General features: G+C 46.5%; 16 protein-coding genes. 13 read left to right on the forward strand and 3 right to left on the reverse strand.

Annotated features, from left to right (window positions below; translation table 11 throughout):
• Window positions 1-190 precede the first annotated feature (190 nt).
• The 6 genes from ACE1CM_RS41365 to ACE1CM_RS41390 all read left to right on the forward strand — a co-directional run bounded on the left by ACE1CM_RS41365 (window position 191) and on the right by ACE1CM_RS41390 (window position 10149).
• Window positions 191-868 (forward strand): sigma-70 family RNA polymerase sigma factor, encoded by a 678-nt coding sequence (locus ACE1CM_RS41365; RefSeq protein WP_374885012.1) that lies wholly within the window; start codon window positions 191-193, stop codon window positions 866-868.
• Entirely contained in the window at window positions 865-2067 is a 1203-nt protein-coding gene (locus ACE1CM_RS41370; RefSeq protein ID WP_374885014.1) for a DUF1822 family protein, read from the forward strand. The genes ACE1CM_RS41365 and ACE1CM_RS41370 overlap by 4 nt, the downstream gene beginning before the upstream one ends.
• Window positions 2068-2075: 8 nt before the next feature.
• On the forward strand, window positions 2076-4148 hold the full coding sequence (locus ACE1CM_RS41375) for a PhnD/SsuA/transferrin family substrate-binding protein (RefSeq protein ID WP_374885016.1): 2073 nt from the start codon (window positions 2076-2078) through the stop codon (window positions 4146-4148).
• 561 nt (window positions 4149-4709) lie between these two features.
• The gene (locus ACE1CM_RS41380; protein WP_374885018.1) at window positions 4710-5387 is read left to right on the forward strand and encodes an actin-binding WH2 domain-containing protein; all 678 of its coding nucleotides are present in this window, start codon (window positions 4710-4712) and stop codon (window positions 5385-5387) included.
• Window positions 5388-5548: 161 nt separating this feature from the next.
• Window positions 5549-7078: an exosortase O gene (gene xrtO, locus ACE1CM_RS41385; protein WP_374885019.1), complete on the forward strand. Its 1530-nt coding sequence runs from the start codon at window positions 5549-5551 to the stop codon at window positions 7076-7078.
• A 323-nt stretch (window positions 7079-7401) separates the two neighbouring features.
• Window positions 7402-10149: a TIGR02921 family PEP-CTERM protein gene (locus tag ACE1CM_RS41390; protein WP_374885021.1), complete on the forward strand. Its 2748-nt coding sequence runs from the start codon at window positions 7402-7404 to the stop codon at window positions 10147-10149.
• A 933-nt stretch (window positions 10150-11082) separates the two neighbouring features.
• Here the strand turns inward: ACE1CM_RS41390 and ACE1CM_RS41395 are convergent.
• Window positions 11083-11217 (reverse strand): hypothetical protein, encoded by a 135-nt coding sequence (locus tag ACE1CM_RS41395; RefSeq protein WP_374885023.1) that lies wholly within the window; start codon window positions 11215-11217, stop codon window positions 11083-11085.
• Between the two features lie 189 nt (window positions 11218-11406).
• On the opposite strand from ACE1CM_RS41395, the gene ACE1CM_RS41400 reads away from it, so the two are divergent.
• From ACE1CM_RS41400 to adhE, 6 genes are all read left to right on the forward strand, one after another.
• The gene (locus tag ACE1CM_RS41400) at window positions 11407-12786 is read left to right on the forward strand and encodes a homoserine dehydrogenase (RefSeq protein WP_374885025.1); all 1380 of its coding nucleotides are present in this window, start codon (window positions 11407-11409) and stop codon (window positions 12784-12786) included.
• Between the two features lie 132 nt (window positions 12787-12918).
• Window positions 12919-13167, forward strand: coding sequence for an Asr1405/Asl0597 family protein (locus tag ACE1CM_RS41405; protein WP_374885027.1), 249 nt, complete (start codon window positions 12919-12921; stop codon window positions 13165-13167).
• 73 nt (window positions 13168-13240) lie between these two features.
• Window positions 13241-13831 (forward strand): ferredoxin, encoded by a 591-nt coding sequence (locus tag ACE1CM_RS41410; RefSeq protein WP_374885029.1) that lies wholly within the window; start codon window positions 13241-13243, stop codon window positions 13829-13831.
• Window positions 13832-13872: 41 nt separating this feature from the next.
• Entirely contained in the window at window positions 13873-14895 is a 1023-nt protein-coding gene (locus tag ACE1CM_RS41415; protein ID WP_374885031.1) for an S-layer homology domain-containing protein, read from the forward strand.
• Window position 14896: 1 nt separating this feature from the next.
• Window positions 14897-15064, forward strand: a complete 168-nt coding sequence (locus ACE1CM_RS41420; protein ID WP_374885033.1) for a hypothetical protein — start codon at window positions 14897-14899, stop codon at window positions 15062-15064.
• A gap of 738 nt (window positions 15065-15802) precedes the next feature.
• Entirely contained in the window at window positions 15803-18478 is a 2676-nt protein-coding gene (adhE, locus tag ACE1CM_RS41425; protein WP_374885035.1) for a bifunctional acetaldehyde-CoA/alcohol dehydrogenase, read from the forward strand.
• 196 nt (window positions 18479-18674) lie between these two features.
• Here the strand turns inward: adhE and ACE1CM_RS41430 are convergent, their stop codons facing one another.
• On the reverse strand, window positions 18675-19088 hold the full coding sequence (locus tag ACE1CM_RS41430; protein WP_374885036.1) for a hypothetical protein: 414 nt from the start codon (window positions 19086-19088) through the stop codon (window positions 18675-18677).
• Window positions 19089-19480: 392 nt separating this feature from the next.
• On the opposite strand from ACE1CM_RS41430, the gene ACE1CM_RS41435 reads away from it, so the two are divergent.
• The gene (locus tag ACE1CM_RS41435; RefSeq protein WP_374885038.1) at window positions 19481-20158 is read left to right on the forward strand and encodes a sugar transferase; all 678 of its coding nucleotides are present in this window, start codon (window positions 19481-19483) and stop codon (window positions 20156-20158) included.
• 79 nt (window positions 20159-20237) lie between these two features.
• On the opposite strand, the gene ACE1CM_RS41440 is transcribed toward ACE1CM_RS41435, so the two are convergent.
• On the reverse strand, window positions 20238-21176 hold the full coding sequence (locus tag ACE1CM_RS41440) for a pentapeptide repeat-containing protein (RefSeq protein ID WP_374885039.1): 939 nt from the start codon (window positions 21174-21176) through the stop codon (window positions 20238-20240).
• Window positions 21177-21331: the final 155 nt, after the last annotated feature.

Raw genomic sequence — 21331 nt, forward strand, 5'->3', positions numbered from 1 at the left:
CGGTTTTGCTGTCAAACAACCGCTCTAACATCAGACAGTCCAACTTTTCCCAGGAAAATCAAAAAATTTTTGCCAAATCTGCGAAAAAGGTTGCTGCTCGTGCGTGTAAATAACTAACCAGCTAGTTGGGGCCTATGAAGGTTAGAGCCACTCTAACAGTTACTGTAGACGAGTTTTGGAGCGATCGCCTGTGAACGATCTGAACCAAACACTCCAAACGCTGATTGCCGAAGCGTGTCAATATGAACCCAGGAGTTTAGACAGGAGATCGCGACTTGCCTGCGTGCATCGACTCGTCATGGCATCCGGGAAGCTTTGGAAGGAAAGCACACCATATTATAATGATGCCCTCCAAGAGATGTGGGAATTTTTCTGCCAAAATCCAGAGTTATATGACCCAAGCGTGAAAGGCCCGATCACCTGGCTAGATGATTATCTCAAAAAGCGATTGAGAAATTTACGGGATTCCAAGTACAGGCAGCAAAAGCGAGAGATTAACACCCTGCAAACCGAGTCTGGAGAAACAATCGACCCGATGGCGATTTTACCTGCTCGTCCCGACATCCAACCTGTGTTGGAGATATGGGAGAAAACCCTCGCTTGGGTGGAAACCGATCCCGATGGGAACTTACGGAACACCTGTTTTAGAAACTGTCGTGAAGTGAATTGCCAAGCGTTAATTTTGCGTCGCCTCCCACCGGAAACTCCTTGGAATGCGATCGCCAAAGAATTTAACCTCACCCCAGCGGAAGCGAAAGATTTACCTAAAGTCTACAACCGCAAATGTTTACCCCAACTGCGACAATTTGCAGAATCTCAGGGATATGTTGAACCCCAAAATAATTCCAGTCGGAGAAAGCAATCATGACTGACATCGCTCAGATGCCACAATCAGTTTTAATGCCAATTACCCAAGCAGCACAACAGATTGCTTGCCAGTTTGCCATCGAACAGCCAACCGAGGAAAAAGCACTTCAAGTTTATCTCAACACATTAGCCGTGTATGCGGTGAATAATTATTTACGAATCATGGATATTTCTACCGATCTGAAAGGGGGTGATAGCTGGAATCCCGTGATTCGATTCGCCTGTGATGTTGCCGATTTATGGGTCACAGGTGTCGGACGATTAGAATGTCGTCCGCTGCAAGTTATTAACCGGGATCCTTCAAACTTGCCGTTTAAAACTGACCAAGAAGACGCCCAGATGGGGAGATGGGGAGACGCGGTGATGGGGAGATGGGGAGACGCGGTGAGCTACCCTGACCCAGATCGAAGCACCTGGTCTGGCAACCCTCCCGAATTTATTAGTGGAGAATCAGAAAATTCTACATTGCTGGAATCCCCTAGCTCGTACCATGGGGTATCCCCGCGTCACCGTGTCCCCGCTTCAGAGCGTCCTCTTCAATCCCAATCTGCCTCCATTTCTTGTTACGTTCCACCCGAAACTCAGGATGACCGCATTGGCTATGTGGTGGTTGAAATTGATTTGGAACGGCAAGAAGCTAATCTATTGGGATTTGCTCCAACTGTTACCAGCGAGCAGTTAACGATTGACGAATTGCAACCCATCACCGAGATGCTCAAAAACCTTGAAAGTCAAAAAACACAACTTGTTCCCCTGGCGAAATTGAGTCAATGGTGCCAGGGAATATTTGAAGTTGGTTGGCAACCTGTGGAAGTATTTTTAGATAACGCGCTCTCCCATTCTTCATTCACTCAGGTTGCCTTTCGACGCAGTATCACCAAAGAAATTAAACGAGCAAAGCTAATCAATTTTGGCAGACACAAACCTGGAATAGCGGTGACGCTGGTTGTGACTCTGACACAACAGGAAAGAAACAATGGCATTGGCTTACAAGTGTTTCCCCAAACAGGTGAAACTTTTTTACCAACCGGGATCAAACTTGCCGTTTTGGATGAATCAGGAACCTGTTTCTTCGAGATTGCATCGGGAAGCAATGACCGTTTCATTCAGTCACGGCAATTTAGCGGTCAACCCGGAGAACTATTCCGCGTGCAGCTTAGTTTTGGTAAAATTAGCCTGATGGAGGACTTTGCAATCTAACTGCTTTTATGAGTAAGGTAGTTGTGTTAAAACTAGAGCGAGGTGACTTTGAACGAGGATTCCAAGTCACCCTCGATGTTGCGGAAGAGGGAAAGTTTCCCTACATTATGGGAGTGAGCGGTTATTTACGACAAGCTCCAGAGATTCCTGAACTTTATCGAGATTGGCAGAGGAAATACTACAACCTGGAGTCTATTTATCGCCGAAAACGACTCTATTTCATTGATGAAGCTGCTGGCGAGCCAAGCGAGCAACCAGGAAACTTGCTCCAGGAATGTTACGAAGCAGCTGAAAAACTCAAAGTCAGCTTTCAAGAGTGGCTCAGATGCGATGAATTTCGCACGATCGAGGCAGAATTGTTAGCCAACTTAAGTAAATCCGAACGGGTGCGATTTATCCTGCAAACCGACGACGATCAGTTACGAAAATTGCCTTGGGAAACTTGGAGCTTCTTCCAGAGATTTCCCCATGCTGACCTTGGCATCAGTTCATTAATTTCTTACAGTTACAAACAGTTGGCAAAACCAGCCAAATTAAAAATATTGGCAATCTTGGGTAATAGTGATGGTATTGATATTCAGTCAGATCGAAAGATTTTAGAAAGTTTACCCTTAGCCGATGTTTGTTTTTTAGTTGAACCAACTCGCCCACAGTTTAAAAGTCTTTGGCAATCATCTTGGGATATCCTCTTTTTTGCCGGACATAGTTCCAGTCAGGATGGTGAAAAAGGTTATCTCTACATCAACCAAACCCCAGAGGGCAAGTTAGAAATTAGCGAGTTAGAGGAAACTCTAAAAACTGCCATTGATCTCGGGTTAAAACTTGCCATTTTTAATTCTTGTGATGGATTAGGATTAGCGCGTCAGTTAGAAAAGTTACACATTCCGCAAGCGATCGTGATGCGGGAACCAGTCCCCGATAAAATTGCCCAAAAATTTTTGCAGTATTTTCTAGAAGACTTTTCTCAAGGTGGATCTTTATATACCTCGGTGCGGCGATCTCGCATAATTTTGCGAGAATTGTTGCAGGTAGATAGAGAATTTCCCGGTGCTAGTTGGGTACCTGTAATTTGTCAGAATCCGGCGGCTGAACAATTTGTTTGGCCTTCACCTCCCCATAAATATTTATGGCTTGATTCCATCATCAAATTGAAGCAATATGCTTGGGTGGCAATCTTTAGCGGGCTTGCTGGAAGTGCGATTACCGTCACAGCGACCTGGACTAATTTTACCCGATCGCCATGTCCATTGGCAACCGAAAAGAAAGAAGCGCTAGGGTGCTTCAAGGATTTACAAAAAACCCCCTTGGTCATTGGATTCTTAGCAGCACCGCACCAGAATTTATATCCAAACGATCATCTCTATTTAGCCTTTGAAAACTATCTAAAAAAAGAGTTAGGAATTAATGTCAGAGACGTTAGGATTAAATTTGGCAATGCCATCTCTTATCAGGAAATAAAAAAGAAAATAGCTGACAATGAATGGGACATCATTTTTGCCAATTCTCCCATGAACTCTTGGACAGCTAAAAGTAATGGCTATTCCTGGTTAGGTCGTCAGTACCTTCAAACTCCATCTTATTACTACTCGGTTCTGTTTGTCAAAGCCAACAGCCCAATTCGTTCAATTGCTGATATTAAACCAACCACAAAGATCGCTTTAGGCTATATCGGTTCCGCATCCAGTTTCCATGTCCCGCTCTACAATCTCTATGGTAAGAGTCTGAGTATAACTATTGGAAATTCTCATGAAAAAATTCAAGAATTAGTAAGGAGTGGAAACGCAGATATTGGCGCATCGACACACCATATCGCAGCTAACCCAGAATGGAGAGTCATTCATCGTAGCAAGGCTATTCCTATTTCAGGTATTTTTATTTCTACTAAAATTTCACCATCCGACCAAGCTCGCATTAAACAAATTTTTAGACAAGCATCTGGGGAAATTAAAAATATGATTGGATTTGCCGAAAGTCCGGAAATAAATTATGAGTCTATGGGAGCAGTTGCTGACAAGGTGGACAAGATCGTGAAATGTACAAATTACTTTGATAAAAATCCAGTTGACCTTTATTGTAAATAACGCAAGTTGCTAGTTACATCCCAAGACAAAGAAACCCGGTTTCTCGGAAAAATCGTGGATACAGCGAGAAATCGACGCATCACCTTTGTTTCTGACTGGGGTAATAGGTAATTGCCAAGAGTAGACTGAGCGATGAATCTAATTACCAATTACCAATTACCTTTCTTTTTGGAAGCTCTGCCTCCCGATGGTTGATATGATGTCCGCCTAATTACCCTGAATAAAAATCTCCCCGCGTCACCGTGTCACCGGATCTGGGCGTCATTCCTAACTATGGGTGAAGAACCGGACATGATATGAAACATAAATAAATTTTTGGCATATCCTTGAAAAAAATCTTGGATTTGGGTGCGAAAAACCTTGTTGAGAGGCGTCAGTAAATAGTAACTCAAGTTGCTAGTTATCTCATGCATAGCAGCTGATGGCTAATGGCTAATGGCTAATGTCAGTAAAAATCCTTTATTAGCAATTAGCAATTAGCAAGCTTGCAACGCCCTTGTTTATAACTAGCAACTTGCGTTAGTAGGCAACCAACTGAGTTTCCAACCAGAGGAGGATAGGATGCACTCGTTTACGGTATTAATGTCTTTTTTGCGCGATCGCGCCCGTTTCTTGGAAGAAATTTCTCAAGGAATTAGACTCAATGATAAGGTTTTGTCACTTCTAGTCTGTAGCTCAATATTTTTGGCAATCTATGGGGCAATTATTGGCTCATCTAATAGCTGGATGCAAGTCATTGCTTCCGCAGTCAAGCTACCAGCACTCTACTTAGTCACGATCATCATTTGCTTACCAACTTTATACTTGTTTGGTGTGTTTTTAGGCTCCCGTTGCAATTTAAAACAATATCTCGCTCTTCTGTTAGCATCAACATCAGTAATTGGAGTCATGTTGTTCGCCTTTGCACCAATCGTGCTATTTTTTCGCCTCTCTATTAAGAGTTATGAGTTTTTTAAACTGATGAATGTAGGCTTGTTTGCCATCACAGGATTGATGGGAATTAATTTGTTTTACAAAGGAATTATGTTGCTTGATCAGCATGATGGTAAGTCGAACAGTCGAACTTACATTCTCAGGGGTTGGCTATTTCTGTATGGCTTTGTAGGCAGTCAAATGGGATGGGTACTCAGACCATTTTTTGGCGATCCTGACAGTAAATTTCAACTGTTTCGTCAGCTAGAAAGTAACTTTTATCTCCACATATGGGAGATAATTTCTCGGGCAATCGGTGGTGGTTAAGCTACTAAAAATAACCCTCATATCATGTCCATTTGATTACCCATCGTTAGGACTGACGCTCTGACTCGGAAGGGGACGCGGAGAGTTTTAATTAAGGGTGATTTGACGGACATCATATCAAATAATTTGAGTAAAAAAGTCAATTTAGGAGGGAAATACCTATGACCAGTGAAAGTAATCTGGTTCGTTTGGATACCAGAGCGGCAGGGAATAAACTGGGACTAATAGGCACTGGCGCCATTCTCTTGAGTTGGTTGTATCTGAATTTGCCAATTCTGGGATGGCTAGCACAGACATGGCAAGAAATTTCGCCGTTCAATAAAGGATTGCTGATCGCCGGGGGATTGCTCTTGCTGGTGCAAGGGGTGCGCTATCGACAACAGTTTCGCTTTTCGCCGGTACCTGTCTTGCGCTGGAGTCCGCTAATTGTAACGATCGGCAGTGCTTTGTTAGCTTACGCATCTCGTTGGCTGTTGATTCTGGAACAAATACCGATTGCGTTCGCATTACTCGGCACTTACGGGTTGCTGGGATTGTTTTTGGAGTTTACTACTTGGCGAAAAGGGTTGCCGATTGGTGTGGCGATCGCTCTGTTCCTCCCCTTCGGCGTACAATTTAGCAGTGGATTGGGCTTCCCTGCACGCATTCTCACCGCTCACATCGTCGAATTCATCCTGAAAGCTGGGAACGTTACCGCCCTCTCTTCAGAAGATATCATCGTCCTCGATACCGGCATCGCCCATATAGATTTGCCTTGCAGCGGCATCAGGAGTTTATGGACGGGTACGCTGTTCCTACTCGCAGCAACCTGGCTTGAAGGTCGGCAATTTGGGTTACGCTGGCTGGTAGTATTTGTCGGAAATTTGGCGATACTGGCGATCGCTAACGTCGCACGAGTACTAACTCTAGTACTGATCGCCAAGGTTTGGAACCAGCCTATTTTGGCAGAAATCCTGCACGTACCTCTAGGATTAATTGCTTTTATAGTCGCCTGTAGCCTAAGCTGGGTAATTCTGCGTTGGGTTCTACGCCAGGGAGGCGGAGCCTCACTTAACTCGTTCCCAGGCTCAGCCTGGGAACGAAATTACAGAGGCTCCGCCTCGCCAATCTCAGCCAGACTGTCTAATCTAAAATCTTTTCTTCTAGCTGCCTGCATTTTGGGACTAACACTCATTCCCAATCCACCAGCGATTTCTAATTCCCTGCCAAATTTGGCAAATCTACAATGGTCGAGCCCGATTCAAACGCAACCGATAGAACTCACTTTAGTTGAAAAAGACTTTTTTGCCACTCATCCCAGTGTGGTAACTCAGAAGCAGCATTTTGAATTTCCAGGATTGACAGGTTCTATCTTATTTGTTGCCAGTCCCACCTTGCAGGCACACCATGCACCAGAGATGTGTTTGGTCGGTAGTGGATTTCGCCTCGATCAAATCGTTCAACAACAGTTCGCACCGAGACTTTTTGGGCGTTGGTTATCCCTGGATGACCAAACTCACTCGGCTGTCTATTGGTTTCAATCTCCCCATCAAACCACCGGAGATTTGCTCGTGCGATTTTGGCAGCAAGCCTCGCGACAAGAGTCATCTTGGACCCTAGTTTCTATCTTGTTTGATAAATTCCACAGTCCTAACGATCCAGTAGTGCAAGCTTTTGTGACTGAGGTTTATCGAACCTTGCAAAAAGCTTAACTCGCATCCTTCAGGACTTACCCAAAGAAACCGGGTTTATATGAAAGAAATCGCAGCCAGAAACCCGCGCCCAGAAACCGGGTTTCTCGCAAAAATCGGTTATGGCAACCAGAGTACGTAGCCAGAAACCCGGTTTCTCAGCTGCGGGACAGAAACCGGGTTTCTCGCCAAAATTTTTGATAGCAACCAGATGACGCAGCCAGAAACCCGGTTTCTCTGAAAAACGCCCCCATAAACCGGGTTTCTCTCAAAAACGTTTCTAACTCGCCCAAGCGTAAATCCTGTCCTTGTTTATTTTTGGCCCTGTTTAGTGAGGATTTCTTATGGAACTATGCAATATTGTCTTGAGGGAAATATTCGCAGTCTTCTTTTGGGTATTCAACGGGATGCTGCTTTTGATTGTTTACGTGGGAGTTCTCCCATTTATGGGATTCTCTCTTTTGGGAGATGCGCTCGCCCGACAAGTTCCGCTCAATTTCCTAGTCACGTTTTTTGGGTTAGTCAGCGTTCCCACAACCTGCTCGATCTTGGGGACTAAAGCAAAGCGGCGGCAAGAAATTACCCTGTTTCAGTTGTTTTATGGGATTGAAGCACCGCTATTGATTGTGTGTATCGCGCGGTTTTTCTGGCTGCGGGATTTGACAGTGGCGAGTACGTTTTTACTGCTAACAATTGTCTTTGGGACAATTGCCACCGCCCACTGGTTACTCAGTCGGCGAGACAATCCAATGGCAGTCAACCTGTGGCATTTGGCAGGACAAACCCTGATGCTAGCGATCGCTGTATATCTTACTGCTCTGGCTGCCTTTTACGTACTGCCTTCCTTGACTGTCGTGGGATTGCTGATAATGCTGCTTTATACTGTTATCCTGATGCCGGTGGCAATATTTGCCCTGGGATTGTTTACCCTTCCCTTCGGCATGGTGAGGATGTATCTGCGATCGCGTTCGGAAACCCTCAAGCAATTGGGAACCCGCTACGGAGAATGGCGAGTGCGGGCGTTTACAAACGTTATCTTCGCTGGGTGGCTCTTAACCTTCCTACTGTTGCAGCAACAGCCCCAAGTGGTAGCATTTGACTTACTCAGTAACCCACCCCAAACGGACGCGCAGCGGCAGGAACTCCTACAAAAATCAAATACGATCCGCACTGGATTACTCAATGCTTACCTGTCTCCCTATCGCTATCCTCGCTTAGAGAACACGGCGATGCGAGATCTTTATCAACACACGCTCCACTTTCCTCCAATTGCAGCTCAAATCGTTCAAGACTGGTTCAACTTCCTGACTGCTCCCTTCACATATCAGGGTACACCCGCAGACGTAGACAAAGCAGCTCAACTCTATGCCCAGTTTTTTGATGCGCCCATCCTGCGAAAAGAAAACCCAGCGATTCAAAAAGCCTTGCAATCTACCTTCGATCGCAGTGGGGCAAAAGCAGGACTGGATAACATCAACCAGAAACGAGTTTGGCTCGAACAACAAAACATCACCGTCACGCCCCACGGAGACTGGGCAGATGTAGAAATTTCTGAGGTGTATCAAAACAAAACCAACCTTCCCGAAGAAATACTCTACTACTTCTCATTGCCGGAAAGCGCAGCAATTACCGGCGTTTGGCTGAGCGATGATGCCAAGACTCCCAAGAAATATCCCTTTGTTATTTCGCCACGGGGCGCTGCCCAGCAAGTTTATAACAACCAGGTGGTGCGCAATGTCGATCCGGCACTGCTGGAGCAGGTGGGGCAAAAGCAATATCGTCTGCGGGCATTCCCCGTACCCCCAAAGGGGCAAACCGTCCTAGCAGACGGGATTTGGACGGATCAGCCAGCTAAGATGTATCTCTGGTTCAGCTACAAGGTGCTGAAACAAGAGGCGGGTTGGCGATTGCCCGAACTGCGCGAGCAACGCAATATCTTTTGGACTAAAGCAACCAAGCGCGTCATCAATGGCAAGACGGTTTCTGGATCTAACCAGTGGCTTCCAGCAACGCTTCCTGCCGATAAAACACCAGCCACCGCGCACCAGATGACCCTGCCTTGGGGCGCTCACGTACTAGCCACCCCGTTTGCCAAAAATGACTACCAGCTACCCCAAGGGAAACGATTTGCCGTAATTTTAGACAGTTCTTACAGCATGAAAGCACATCGTCAGCAAGTGACTGATACCTTCCGCTGGCTGAAAGATAATATCCTCAAACAAAACATCGCCGACTTGTACCTCACTAAGGCGGAGACAAAACCCCAGCGTCTCGATAACTTTGACAGTTTCGATCCCCAAAACGTCGTGTTTTATGGCATGGTTCAGCCGAAGGATATGCTGGCGCAGTTCCAGCAAGTGCGCGGCAACAAAAATTACGATGCCATTGTGGTAATTACCGATCCGGGTAGCTATGAGTTGAATAGCGATCGCAACTTGCCCGGTGCAATGCCCGCCCCCGTGTGGTTTGTCCATCTGGGCGGCTTGGCTTTTGGCTACGATGACGCAACTTTAAAGGCAATTCAAGACAGCGATGGCGGAGTGGCAACTGAGGTGCAAACCGTGATGCAGCGCATTGGAACGCAACCCAGTCGCGGCATCGGTACATCTTTCTTGAATCTGGTGGATGGCTATGCCTGGTACTTGACAAAAGATGCCGTAAATGCTAAAGCGGCTCAAGAAGGCTTTGGTGCTTTGGCTGCCCGTCAGTGGACAACCCATCTGAGTCGCTACCTGCAAACCAAAGAAATCAAAGAACTCGATGGGATTCATCCTGGTCCGAATCAGAGTCCCTACCTACACGAAATCAAAAAACTCGATGCGATTCATGCTGCGGCGAAGCAATACGGCATTGTCACGCCTTATTCTTCAATGATTGTGTTGGTTACCGACCAACAGCGGCAAGAGTTGAAATATGCAGAACAACAAGGCGATCGCTTTGACCGCGAAGTGGAAGACCAACAACTGCCACAGCCCAATAGTAATATCATTAGTGGCGTACCCGAACCCGCAGAATGGCTGTTACTGATAGTCGGGGCAGTTGCACTCTGGGGTGTCTATCAATACCAGCAGGACTTACGCATTTTGAATTAAAGGGTAATGGGTAATTGGTAATTGGTAATTGGATTAACAGGGTTTTGCCTTCAGAGTCAGAAACCCGGTTTATTCAGCGATTTCTGCGAATAAACCCCAGATTTTTGCGCTCACCTTTGTTTCTTTCGCCTCAGAAACCCGGTTTCTTCCGCAATTTCTGCCAAGCACCCCAAGATTTTTGCGCTCACCTTTGTTTCTTTGGTATCAGAAACTTGGTTTCTTCATAGAGAAACCGGGTTGGCATCAGAAACCCGGTTTCTTCAGCTATTTCTCGCCAGAAACCCCAGATTTTTGCGCTCACCTTTGTTTCTTTGGCATGAGAAACTTGGTTTCTTCATAGAGAACCCGGGTTTCTTTGGCATCAGAAACTTGGTTTCTTTGGCTCCAACTTACGTTATTTAGATTCCCGACTTCTCTGATATCAATTACCTAAATGTTTATTACAAATGGTTGCTTTCCCCTAGTCCCCCTAACCTGCGGGAAGACTTCGCCTACAAAAGGGGGGAACAAGACTAGGTTTTAACTCCCCCGCTGTTTTGGGGGATTAAGGGGAATCTCCAATATGTGGCATTATTTTTTCTATTTGATATAAGCAGTTGGGAATCTAGCCTTTATATCGTTTCCAGTTGCATCGGAATTACGACCTGTATGGAAAATTAGCAAGCTGGCAATTAGCAATTAGCAATTGCCAAGAAAGCTAATTATTCCGATGCCACCTGATTTGATATTACTTGTTAGCATTGTCTGGAAAACCAATCCAGATGTGGCAGCTAGAACTGTGGCAGATAATAGAGCTAGATTTTTCATGTATGTCGTTAGTTCGATTGGGTATGGTTATAATCTGTTCTAGGCTAAAAAAATGGATTGGCGCTGGCGGTGACGATCGCTAAGTTCAAAGAAACCGGGTTTCTGTGAAAAATCGTCGCAAGAGAACTAGAGATAGCAGCTGGAAACCCGGTTTCTAGGTTTGGCGATCGCTACATCAACAAAGTTGGCATTGCACCAGATGTGGCGATCGCACCGACAGAGTCTTAGCACCTGGCACTGTCGGTGCGATCGCTCAAGCATCGCTTGAGATCGCGATCCTCAGTATCCAACAGCGGTGGAAGTGCGGGCGCAGTCGATTCGACCCAAGAAACCCGGTTTCTTTTCTCGTCGTGCCTGGGTCCTGTAATTTAAGCGCGAGTAAATTTCAGCGATCGCACCCTAGATGTCAAAATGGTTTTGGCAAGAATTTAGTCGGTATAGGTCAGAAGCGTGGCTTTTAAAATCGGTTTGCTCGGACTGGGAACGGTTGGTACGGGAACTGCACAGATTTTACTCGACCCTTCTGGGCGTAACCCGCTGGTAGAGGAGTTAGAAATCTATCGGGTCGGGGTGCGAAATCCTGAAAAAATCCGCCCCGTCCAACTCCCCCCAGGCGCCGTCACCAGCGATTTAGAATCAATCGTCACCGATCCTGATGTCGATATCGTAGTCGAAGTCATCGGCGGACTGGAACCGGCGCGATCGCTTATCCTCAAAGCCATATCCCACGGTAAGCACGTCGTTACCGCAAATAAAGCCGTTATCGCCCGTTTTGGCGATGAAATCTACGACGCAGCCAACGAGGCGGGGGTTTACGTCTTGTTAGAAGCTGCCGTCGGCGGCGGTATCCCCGTAATTCAACCCCTCAAACAAGCTTTAGGCGTTAACCGCATTCGTTCGGTAATCGGCATTGTCAACGGCACGACTAACTATATCCTCACCCGGATGCAAACCGAAGGGGCAGATTTTGCCGATGTCCTCGCCCAAGCTCAAAAATTAGGATACGCTGAAGCCGACCCCACCGCCGATGTCGATGGTTTTGACGCCGCCGATAAAATCGCCATTCTCGCTTCACTCGCGTTTGGCGGACGCATCAAATTAGAAGATGTCTATCGCGAAGGCATTTCCCAAGTCAGCGCCGCCGATATCGCCTATGCCGATAAGTTGGGATTTGTAATTAAATTGCTGGCGATCGCCAACCGCGAAATGCTCCAAGACGATCCTACCGACCGTCTGCGCCTGCGCGTCCATCCCACATTAGTACCGCGAAGTCACCCCCTCGCCAGCATCAGCGGCGTCTACAACGCGATTCTGATCGAAGGCGACCCCATCGGTCAAGTCATGTTTTTCGGTCCCGGTGCGGGTGCAGGTCCCACCGCCAGCGCCGTCGTCTCCGATATTTTAAACATCGCCGCCGTGCTTAAGAGTGCAGGTGGGCATCGTAGCACAGGCGTTCCCTCCCAGGGAGCAGAGGAGAATTCCCCATCACCAATTACCAATTACCCATTACCAATTACCAATCTCCATCCACTTCTCACCTGCACCCACCAACACTATTGCAAAATTGCTCCCATCGAAGAATTAACTACCCGCTTTTACGCCCGCTTTCTCACCAAAGACCGTCCAGGGGTCATCGGTAAGCTGGGGACTAGCTTCGGAAACCACGGCGTCAGCATTGAATCTATCGTCCAGACTGGTTTCCAGGGCGAGTTCGCCGAAATTGTCGTCGTTACCCACGATGTCCGCGAAGGCGATTTCCACCAAGCTCTTGACGAAATTCGCACTTTAGACGCGGTGGATAGCATTCCCAGTCTGCTGCGGGTTCTATAAATAATTCTTAATCATATGTAGGTTTTGTGAAGACAATTTAAAGAGCAATTGAAAATTACTTGCAATTGGCGAACCGTCGCTTATAATACAAATAAATTGAGAATGATTTGCATCTAGAGCGAGCGAGTTTTGATGGAGCAATCTCAGAATCAGGCACCAGCGATGCAGTTGGTGCTAGTTCAGCGTGGCGATCGCTGGCAAGTTTATCAACGACTGCAAGAGTTAGGCATCCCCTGTTGGTGTTGTAGCGACGGTTGCTTAAAAGCGGAAATAAATACACCCACAGCAGCTTTGCAACTGTGGAGTGTGGTGCGACAGTTAACCGCAAAGCGGCGCGAATTGACATTCTTGTTGCAGCGCTGTTGGCACTGCAAACCTTAACTTTTGTTAAGGATTAGAGAGAAACAGCCAGCACAATTGAGAAAAATTACTGAAATAAAGGAGGAAGAAGATCGTGAGTCACTGCAAAAGCGCTCAAATATTAGAATTCTGTCTGAAAGGACGGTTTGTGGGATTTATTCTGGAAGACGGGTATAAAATCAAAGGCTTGCGCCTCGCCACCGCCGAGGGTGAATATTGCATAAAACTGTCAAAATCAATCCGGGGTTCCCTCAGGCAGGGTTTAATAGCGGGAGATTGGCTCGAAGTGAGTGGAGAACGCATCCTAGACTGGAAGCGGGGTCAACTTAAATTAAAAGCATATGAAGTAAAGCTTACAGTTCCAAGTAACGCTAACGTCCTACCCCCAGTGCCAGCAAAGGCTGCCAAACCGCCAGCTTGTATATTAGTGTGTGAAAAATCCGATTGCTGCCAGAAAGGGGCGATGGAGGTATGTAAGGCACTGGCGGGGGAATTGCGCGATCGCGGATTAGAAAACCAAGTGACGATCAAAAAAACCGGCTGCATGAAACAATGCAAAGCAGGGCCAAATATAGTCATAATGCCCGATAAAACGAATTACCGGCGCGTAAGTCCCCAAGAAATACCCGACTTAATCGAAAAACACTTCGCCCAACCTATTGGAGAACCAACGCTGGTGGGTTAAACTAATCGCGATGGCATTACCGTTGCGATAGGTGGAAAAAAATGACTAATTCCCCTTCCCCAGATTCGCCCCCCCCACAGCCACAATCATCGCGCCGACGCGACTTAGGATTTGATGATTTTATCGGCATATTGGTTGCATTTACTACCATCGGCGCGATTTTGTTCTGGGTGCTTGGAAGAGACGACCGCTTTAAAGGTTTTCCCACTGTAACTGGAATCGTAGAATCTTCACAACCCGCCCCACAAAAGGGAGTGGCAATTCCTTCTACCGGGATTGTACCTACTCAACCAGTCCCCTTAGCAACGGTGACGCCTACACCCGGAGTGCCTGTAGTAATTGCTCCCAGCAAAGAATCACCCAGTCCCATTCCCGTACCTTCACCTGGAGAAACAGTCGCTAGAGTGATTCCGGCAATTCCGGTAATTGTCGCGCCTCCACCCCGTTCAAAAACTCCCCCGGCAGCGAAATCGGTTAAATTTGTCGATGTTCCGGATAACTTCTGGGCAAAACCCTTTATTCAATCGCTGCAAACGCGCGGTTTCATTGGGGGTTTTCCGCGGGATTACTTTAAACCGAATCAACCTTTAACCCGCGCTGAATTTGCTTTAATGACGCAAGCAATTTTTGACCACAACCCCGTCCGGGAGGCAGTGGAATATAAGGATGTCCCGTCAGATTTCTGGGCAGCTGCGGCGATTGACAAATCAACCCGAACCGGATTTTTAAAAGGATATCCCGGAAATACCTTCCAACCCAAACAACAAATTCCCAAAGTGCAAGCTATTGTTGCCCTTGCCAATGGTTTGGGTTTACAACCCCCCGCCGATCCAGGTAAAACTTTACAAGTTTACAAAGATGCCAATCAAATTCCCGCCTATGCCAAAAACGCCGTTGCGGCAGCAACTGCAGCGGGTTTAGTCGTGAATCATCCAGATGCGGCAGTCCTCAATCCTAACAAAATGGTGACGCGCGCTGAAGTGGCGGCGTTGATTCATCAAGCTTTGGTTAAAGAAGGGAAAGCTGAAAAAATTAACTCTAAGTTTATAGTGAAGCCGAAATAAGATGGCGTTTGAGCGATACGTGCTTCCCAGGTATCGCTCACCCAAAATTCCGCAAATGTACGTAATTAGGTTGATGGGAGGATGCGATCGCGACGCCTCTAATCGTTTAAAAATTGGACAACAGTGGAAAATGCGTACCTATCTCTATCGGTTAAGAGCAGGTTTTTGATTGAAAATAGCTCTCACCAACTCCCATTTCTGGGGTAATGTTTTCCTCGCTAATGTTAAGAGGGCTTGTTAGGCTAGAAGTACTGACTTAACCAAATACATCTGTTTAACTTCTAACGACAGAGAGCTTCTTTGCACCGAAAGCACCTAGAGGTGTCATGACCCTTTTAACTTCGTCCATAAAGGACTTAGCTTAGGCTATCTATCGGGTGAATGTGCTAGTTGTCTAGTTTTGTCCACTGTTTGGCTGATAGCTGCCTTCTACTTCACACAGGCACTTTGCTGAGGTGTGAGGTTGCTAATACAAGACTGGCAGAGCTATCAATTAGCCATTAGCAATTAGCCATTAGCACTATAACTCGCAGTTAACTTTAATTATAACGCATTAGCAGCCTTAAGAAACCCGGTTTTTTCAAAAAACCGGGTTTCTGCTTCAGCTTGCCACTAACCACCAGCGATCCTGAAATCTATTTTAAACTTTTGCAACTTACCCCAAATCTTCTTTACAATGAAAGTAGTCTCACAGAGAAGTAACAGGAAAAACCTTCATCACTCCCTAACAACCCAGAAACAATCGTTAGTGTTATTGCCAATTGTTGCACGCAAAAACTGGTAATTTTACCCTTCATTAAATCGTCAAACCTGTTGAAAGCAGGCGCTACAATTGCCAGCCAGCAAAAACACATTCATTCACCCAGATAATGACAGTCTGAAAGTTGATGTCAAGGACTGAAAAATTATGAGAGTTACGAACATTCAAGAATTAGAAGAATTGATTAGGCGAGTGAAAGCAGCGCAAGCTGAATACGCCACCTACACGCAAGAGCAAGTCGATGCCATCTTCAAAAAAGCTGCCCTAGCCGCCAATGCTGCTAGAATTCCCCTCGCCAAAATGGCAGTAGCAGAAACTGGCATGGGAGTGGTAGAAGATAAAGTGATTAAAAACCACTTTGCTTCAGAAATCATCTACAACAAATACAAACAGGACAAAACCTGCGGCGTCATTGAAGAAGACAAAGCATTTGGCATTCAAAAAATTGCCGAACCAGTGGGGATTTTAGCCGGAATTGTTCCCACCACCAACCCAACTGCCACCGCAATTTTTAAAGCCCTGATCGCCCTTAAAACCCGCAACGCGATTATTTTTTCACCCCACCCACGGGCGAAAAGCTGCACGATTGAAGCCGCAAAAATTATCCTCCAAGCAGCCGTAGATGCCGGGGCGCCCGAAAACATTATCGGTTGGATTGACGATCCTTCCGTGCCGCTGTCGCAAGCTTTAATGCAGCATCCGGATATTAGCTTAATTCTGGCCACGGGTGGGCCGGGAATGGTCAAAGCGGCTTATTCTTCCGGACGTCCTTCACTGGGAGTCGGGGCAGGAAATACGCCCGCAGTGATTGATTCTACCGCGCATTTAAAACTAGCTGTTTCCTCGATTATTCTCAGCAAAACCTTCGACAACGGCATGATTTGTGCCAGCGAACAATCGGTGATTGTTGTGGATGATGTTTATGAGGAAGTCAAGCAAGAGTTTATCACGCGGGGAGCTTATTTTGTCACTCCCGAAGAGCGGGAAAAACTCGGCAATCAAATTATTGTCAACGGACATCTCAACGCGGAAATAGTCGGACAACCAGTCCAAAAGCTGGCAGGATTAGCCGGGTTTTCCATTCCAGAAGATACTAGAGTGCTAATTGGTGAAGTCGAAAAGGTTGGCAAAGACGAACCATTTGCTTATGAAAAACTTTCGCCGATTCTGGCAATGTATCGGGCGAAAGACTACGAGGACGCGGTAGAAAAAGCCGAGCAATTGGTAGAATTTGGCGGACGGGGTCACACCGCAGTTCTTTACACATCTCCGGCGAATACAGAACATATCAAGCGGTTTGAAGATAAAGTACAAACCGCGAGGGTGTTGATCAATACCCCTTCTTCCCAAGGTGCGATTGGCGACCTTTACAACTTCCGCCTCGATCCATCTTTAACTTTAGGTTGCGGAACTTGGGGCGGTAATTCAATCAGCGAAAACGTCGAACCCCGTCACCTGCTAAATATTAAAACAGTAGCAGAACGGCGGGAAAATATGCTTTGGTTCCGCATCCCGCCAAAAGTTTACTTTAAATCTGGGGCGCTACCCGTTGCGATTCGGGAATTAGCTGGAAAACGGCGAGCATTTATCATCACAGATAAACCGCTTTACGACTTGGGGGTTACCAATACCCTCGAAGCAGCTCTGGATGAAATTGGATTGAAATACGATATCTTTTACGATGTCGAACCCGATCCTTCCCTGGAAACCGTGCAGCGAGGATTGGAATTAATTAATACCTTCCAACCCGATGTCATTATTGCAATGGGTGGCGGTTCTCCGATGGATGCTGCCAAAATTATCTGGTTGCTTTACGAACATCCAGAAATCGAATTTGAAGGACTGGCGATGCGGTTTATGGATATCCGCAAGCGAGTCTACGAATTACCCCCGTTAGGCGATAAAGCGATTCTGGTGGCAATTCCTACCACATCGGGAACGGGTTCGGAAGTAACGCCATTTGCAGTTGTCACAGATCGGCGCACCGATATTAAATACCCGCTGGCGGACTATGCGCTGACTCCCACAATGGCGATCGTCGATCCAGAGTTAGTTTTACATATGCCCAAAAAGCTGACTGCTTATGGGGGTATTGATGCATTAACTCACGCCCTGGAAGCTTTCGTATCGGTTTTGGCTTCCGAGTATACCAACGGTTTAGCTTTAGAAGCGATCCGACTGATCTTTAAATACCTGCCGAGTGCATACAAAAATGGAGCCAACGACCCCAAAGCGCGGGAGAAAATGCACTATGCTGCCACAATTGCGGGGATGGCATTTGCCAATGGTTTCCTGGGTATTTGTCACTCGATGGCGCACCAATTGGGAGCAACATTCCACATTCCCCACGGTTTAGCAAATGCGCTGATGATTTCCCACACGATTCGTTACAACGCCACCGATGCGCCGTTTAAACAAGCGACTTTCTCGCAATACAAGTATCCTAATGCCATGTGGCGTTATGCGCGGATCGCGAGTTATTTGGGATTGGGAGGCGATACGGAAGCCGAAAAAGTTAATCGGTTAATTGCGGCGGTGGAAGATCTCAAGCGTCAAGTCGAAATTCCTTCAGCGATTAAGGATGTGATTAAAGAAACCCCGGCGGAATTTTACGCCAAGTTGGACGACCTTGCCGATCGAGCATTTGACGATCAGTGTACCGGATCGAACCCCCGCTATCCCTTGATTAGCGATTTGAAGCAACTATTTGTGGATGCTTACGAAGGCGTGCCTGTGGTTGATTTTACGGCGATGCAGGCTAATGGCAACGGTCATGGAACCAACAAGGTTGAGGTCAACCCCGATCCCCAACCTGTAGGCTAATCAAAACATGGGGTGGCCAACCCACCCCATCAATTACCTCACCTGAAGCTTAGAGTCGTAAGCCATACTTTGCCCATCCTTGCTAAACTTGCCATTTCCCTGAAGACAGGTAGCCGATCGAACCACGCATTAGAATAGATATCGCTGCGCGAACTCTGCTGCAACCTTTTGGATGACTTAAAAAAAGTTTTCGCGCTTATTTTCCAGCACAGTAGGTATTAATCTCTTGAACTAATACTCGATCTTGCTTGTTCGCTTCTTGGAGAGATTCGAGGTAAGATTTTATACCTTGACGGTCTTGTTTGGAGATAGCGATCGCCGTATTTCGGAATAATTGGCTCAGATCGCCATACATCAAGACAAAGCTACCTCGCAGACCTCGAAGTTTTTCATCCTTGACTTCAACGGTTTTCAGTTCTTGGACAATTTGGTCTAGTCCATCTGCTGCGCCTATCAGGTCTGCGGGCAAACCCGTCTTAGCACTTTGAGTCACTCTGTCAGCTTTATTGATCGCCTCAGTCAGCTTGTTACACTGGGATACTCTATGGGAAGTGCAACTGACGACTAAAAAACTGATAGCAACGGTAACTGTTACAATATTTTTGCACATTTAATTCGCCTTTTTATCATCTTTTTATTTTTCCTGCCGATGGGGTACGACTGCAATCTACAAGCTTTGCTTGACTGTTCACGCTATCTTTTGCCGCGACACGCGCCTTCGCGGGGGGTGCAACAACTTTGAGAACTTACCGCGAACAACATAAATAAACGCGGGTATGAGGCTCTCTTGACGGTTGTTAAGCGAACCTACTTACTTAAAAGCGTAGTTTCCCCCAGAATTCCATATTTCTGGGGTTATATCGGCTTTACACAAACTTTATAAAAGCTGATTATAAATGAAGATTTGAACAAGGTCGTGTCTGAAACACACTCATCTGGAACGGGAATTATATATTGTGTTTAGCCTAAGTACTTTTACGGTTGTTCCAGAGTCTACCCGTTATGACGCATTCAGCAATGTCACCAATAATTTTTAGTTCAACAGTAAGTACTCCCGTTTCCGAATCGGTGCATCACCCCTCAACGCGCTCGATTTTCAAGCGTCTGCTGGACATCGCGGGCAGTATAGTAGGGTTGATCTTGCTGGGTATTGTTTTCGTACCGATAGCGATCGCGATCAAGCTGGACAGTCCCGGCCCCATTTTCTTCACCCAAGAGCGCCACGGACTGTACGGGTGTCCGTTTACAATTCGCAAGTTCCGCTCGATGGTCGTTAATGCCGAGCAACTCAAGTCTCAGATTAAGAATGAAGCTAAGGGACTGATATTCAAGAATGAAAACGACCCCCGCGTCACCAGGGTAGGAAGTTTCTTACGTAAAACCAGTTTAGATGAACTACCGCAGTTTTGGAACGTCCTGATGGGAGAAATGAGCTTGGTTGGTACGCGTCCACCCACATCGGATGAAGTTGCTCGCTATAACTCCCATCACTGGCAGCGGTTAAATGTTAAGCCCGGTTTGACGGGTGTATGGCAGGTCAGTGGTCGTTCCCAGATTAAGGATTTTGAACAGATAGTGGCGCTAGACCTGAATTACCAAAAGCTATGGAACCCTTTATACGATATCCAAATTGTTTTGAAGACGATTCAGGTAGTCTTTTGCGGAAAGGGTGCTTGCTAATTGCTAGCCTTTGTGGGAATCGGGTCGCTCGTAATTTCTCCTTTGTTGGGGGGTTAAGCACTCCCCAGATTTTTTGATGTTAATTAACGACTGCCTGTCTGGCAAGATTGGGGGCACAGTTCAGCGTTGCCTTGGTTGCTTGAAAAGTCCATGGGGTCGTGCCTTTAGCGATCGCGCACAGATAGCGTCTCATCTCATCAGGCATCGTCACGCCGGAAAATTCCGCTCCATCAATTGTCGCACCCAGCAAGGAAGCCTCGTTCAAATTCGCCTCGCGCAAGTCAGCTTTACTCAAATTTGCCCATTTCAGGTTCGCCTTTTTTAAACTTGCCCGCGTCAAGTCTGCCCCGGTCAGATCGGCTTCCATCAAGTTAACGCCGCACATCTGTGCTTCGCTTAAATTGCTCGCGGCGAGATTGGCTACTTGCAGTTGAGTACCGCTCAATTTGGCTTCGCTCAAGTTCGCACCATTGAGATCGACGCCGTTGAGGTCAACCCCATTTAAAAAAGCTTCTGACAAATTCACCCCATTTAAGAACGCTCCATACAGCGTTGCCCCGCTCAGTCTAGCACCGGACAAGTTCGCCCAATTCAGGTTAGCACCGTTAAGGTTAGCGCCTCGAAGATTAATTCCTTGTAAATTGGCACCGCAGAGATTGCTTTTTTCCAGGTTAGCCCCGCGCAGATTCACCCCTGTCAGATTTGCACCGCTGAGTTTGGCTTTGGTTAAGTTTGACTTCACCATAAAAGCGCCGTTGAGGTTGGCTTTTGTTAAATCTGCATCGGTTAGCTGACCTTCGCTCAGTTTAACAAAACTTAAATTTGCCCAATTGAGAAACGCTCCGCTCAAATTTGATTTTGTGAGGAAAGTTCGGCTTAAATTAGCTCCTGTCAGATTTGCGCCGGAGAAATTCACCTCGATTAAGGTTATTCCACTCAGGTCTGCGCCTCGCAGATCTACACCGGCAAAATCTCTATGTCCCATTTCGTAAAGTCTTAGCAGATAGCTAACTTGCATAATGCGAAGTCTCCAGTCCGTACTGTTTTACCCTTGAAAAATCTACCTAACGTAAGTTGCTAGTTACATCGAGCGGTGCTGGTAATGGGTAATGGGTAATTGTCAATACTGCCAAAGCCTGTTACTCCAATTACCAATTACCGCTTTTACCCATT

It is taken from the genome of Microseira sp. BLCC-F43, assembly GCF_041929235.1.
Taxonomy (GTDB): Bacteria; Cyanobacteriota; Cyanobacteriia; order Cyanobacteriales; family Aerosakkonemataceae; genus Microseira.

Excerpts from the sequence above, each read along its gene's own strand:
- ACE1CM_RS41370 (WP_374885014.1), top strand. The coding sequence starts at position 865 with ATGACTGACATCGCTCAGATGCCACAATCAGTTTTAATGCCAATTACC.
- ACE1CM_RS41375 (WP_374885016.1), top strand. The coding sequence starts at position 2,076 with ATGAGTAAGGTAGTTGTGTTAAAACTAGAGCGAGGTGACTTTGAACGA.
- ACE1CM_RS41380 (WP_374885018.1), top strand. The coding sequence starts at position 4,710 with ATGCACTCGTTTACGGTATTAATGTCTTTTTTGCGCGATCGCGCCCGT.
- xrtO (WP_374885019.1), top strand. The coding sequence starts at position 5,549 with ATGACCAGTGAAAGTAATCTGGTTCGTTTGGATACCAGAGCGGCAGGG.
- ACE1CM_RS41390 (WP_374885021.1), top strand. The coding sequence starts at position 7,402 with ATGGAACTATGCAATATTGTCTTGAGGGAAATATTCGCAGTCTTCTTT.
- ACE1CM_RS41395 (WP_374885023.1), bottom strand. The coding sequence starts at position 11,217 with ATGCTTGAGCGATCGCACCGACAGTGCCAGGTGCTAAGACTCTGTCGG.
- ACE1CM_RS41405 (WP_374885027.1), top strand. The coding sequence starts at position 12,919 with ATGGAGCAATCTCAGAATCAGGCACCAGCGATGCAGTTGGTGCTAGTT.
- ACE1CM_RS41415 (WP_374885031.1), top strand. The coding sequence starts at position 13,873 with ATGACTAATTCCCCTTCCCCAGATTCGCCCCCCCCACAGCCACAATCA.
- ACE1CM_RS41420 (WP_374885033.1), top strand. The coding sequence starts at position 14,897 with ATGGCGTTTGAGCGATACGTGCTTCCCAGGTATCGCTCACCCAAAATT.
- adhE (WP_374885035.1), top strand. The coding sequence starts at position 15,803 with ATGAGAGTTACGAACATTCAAGAATTAGAAGAATTGATTAGGCGAGTG.
- ACE1CM_RS41430 (WP_374885036.1), bottom strand. The coding sequence starts at position 19,088 with ATGTGCAAAAATATTGTAACAGTTACCGTTGCTATCAGTTTTTTAGTC.
- ACE1CM_RS41435 (WP_374885038.1), top strand. The coding sequence starts at position 19,481 with ATGACGCATTCAGCAATGTCACCAATAATTTTTAGTTCAACAGTAAGT.
- ACE1CM_RS41440 (WP_374885039.1), bottom strand. The coding sequence starts at position 21,176 with ATGCAAGTTAGCTATCTGCTAAGACTTTACGAAATGGGACATAGAGAT.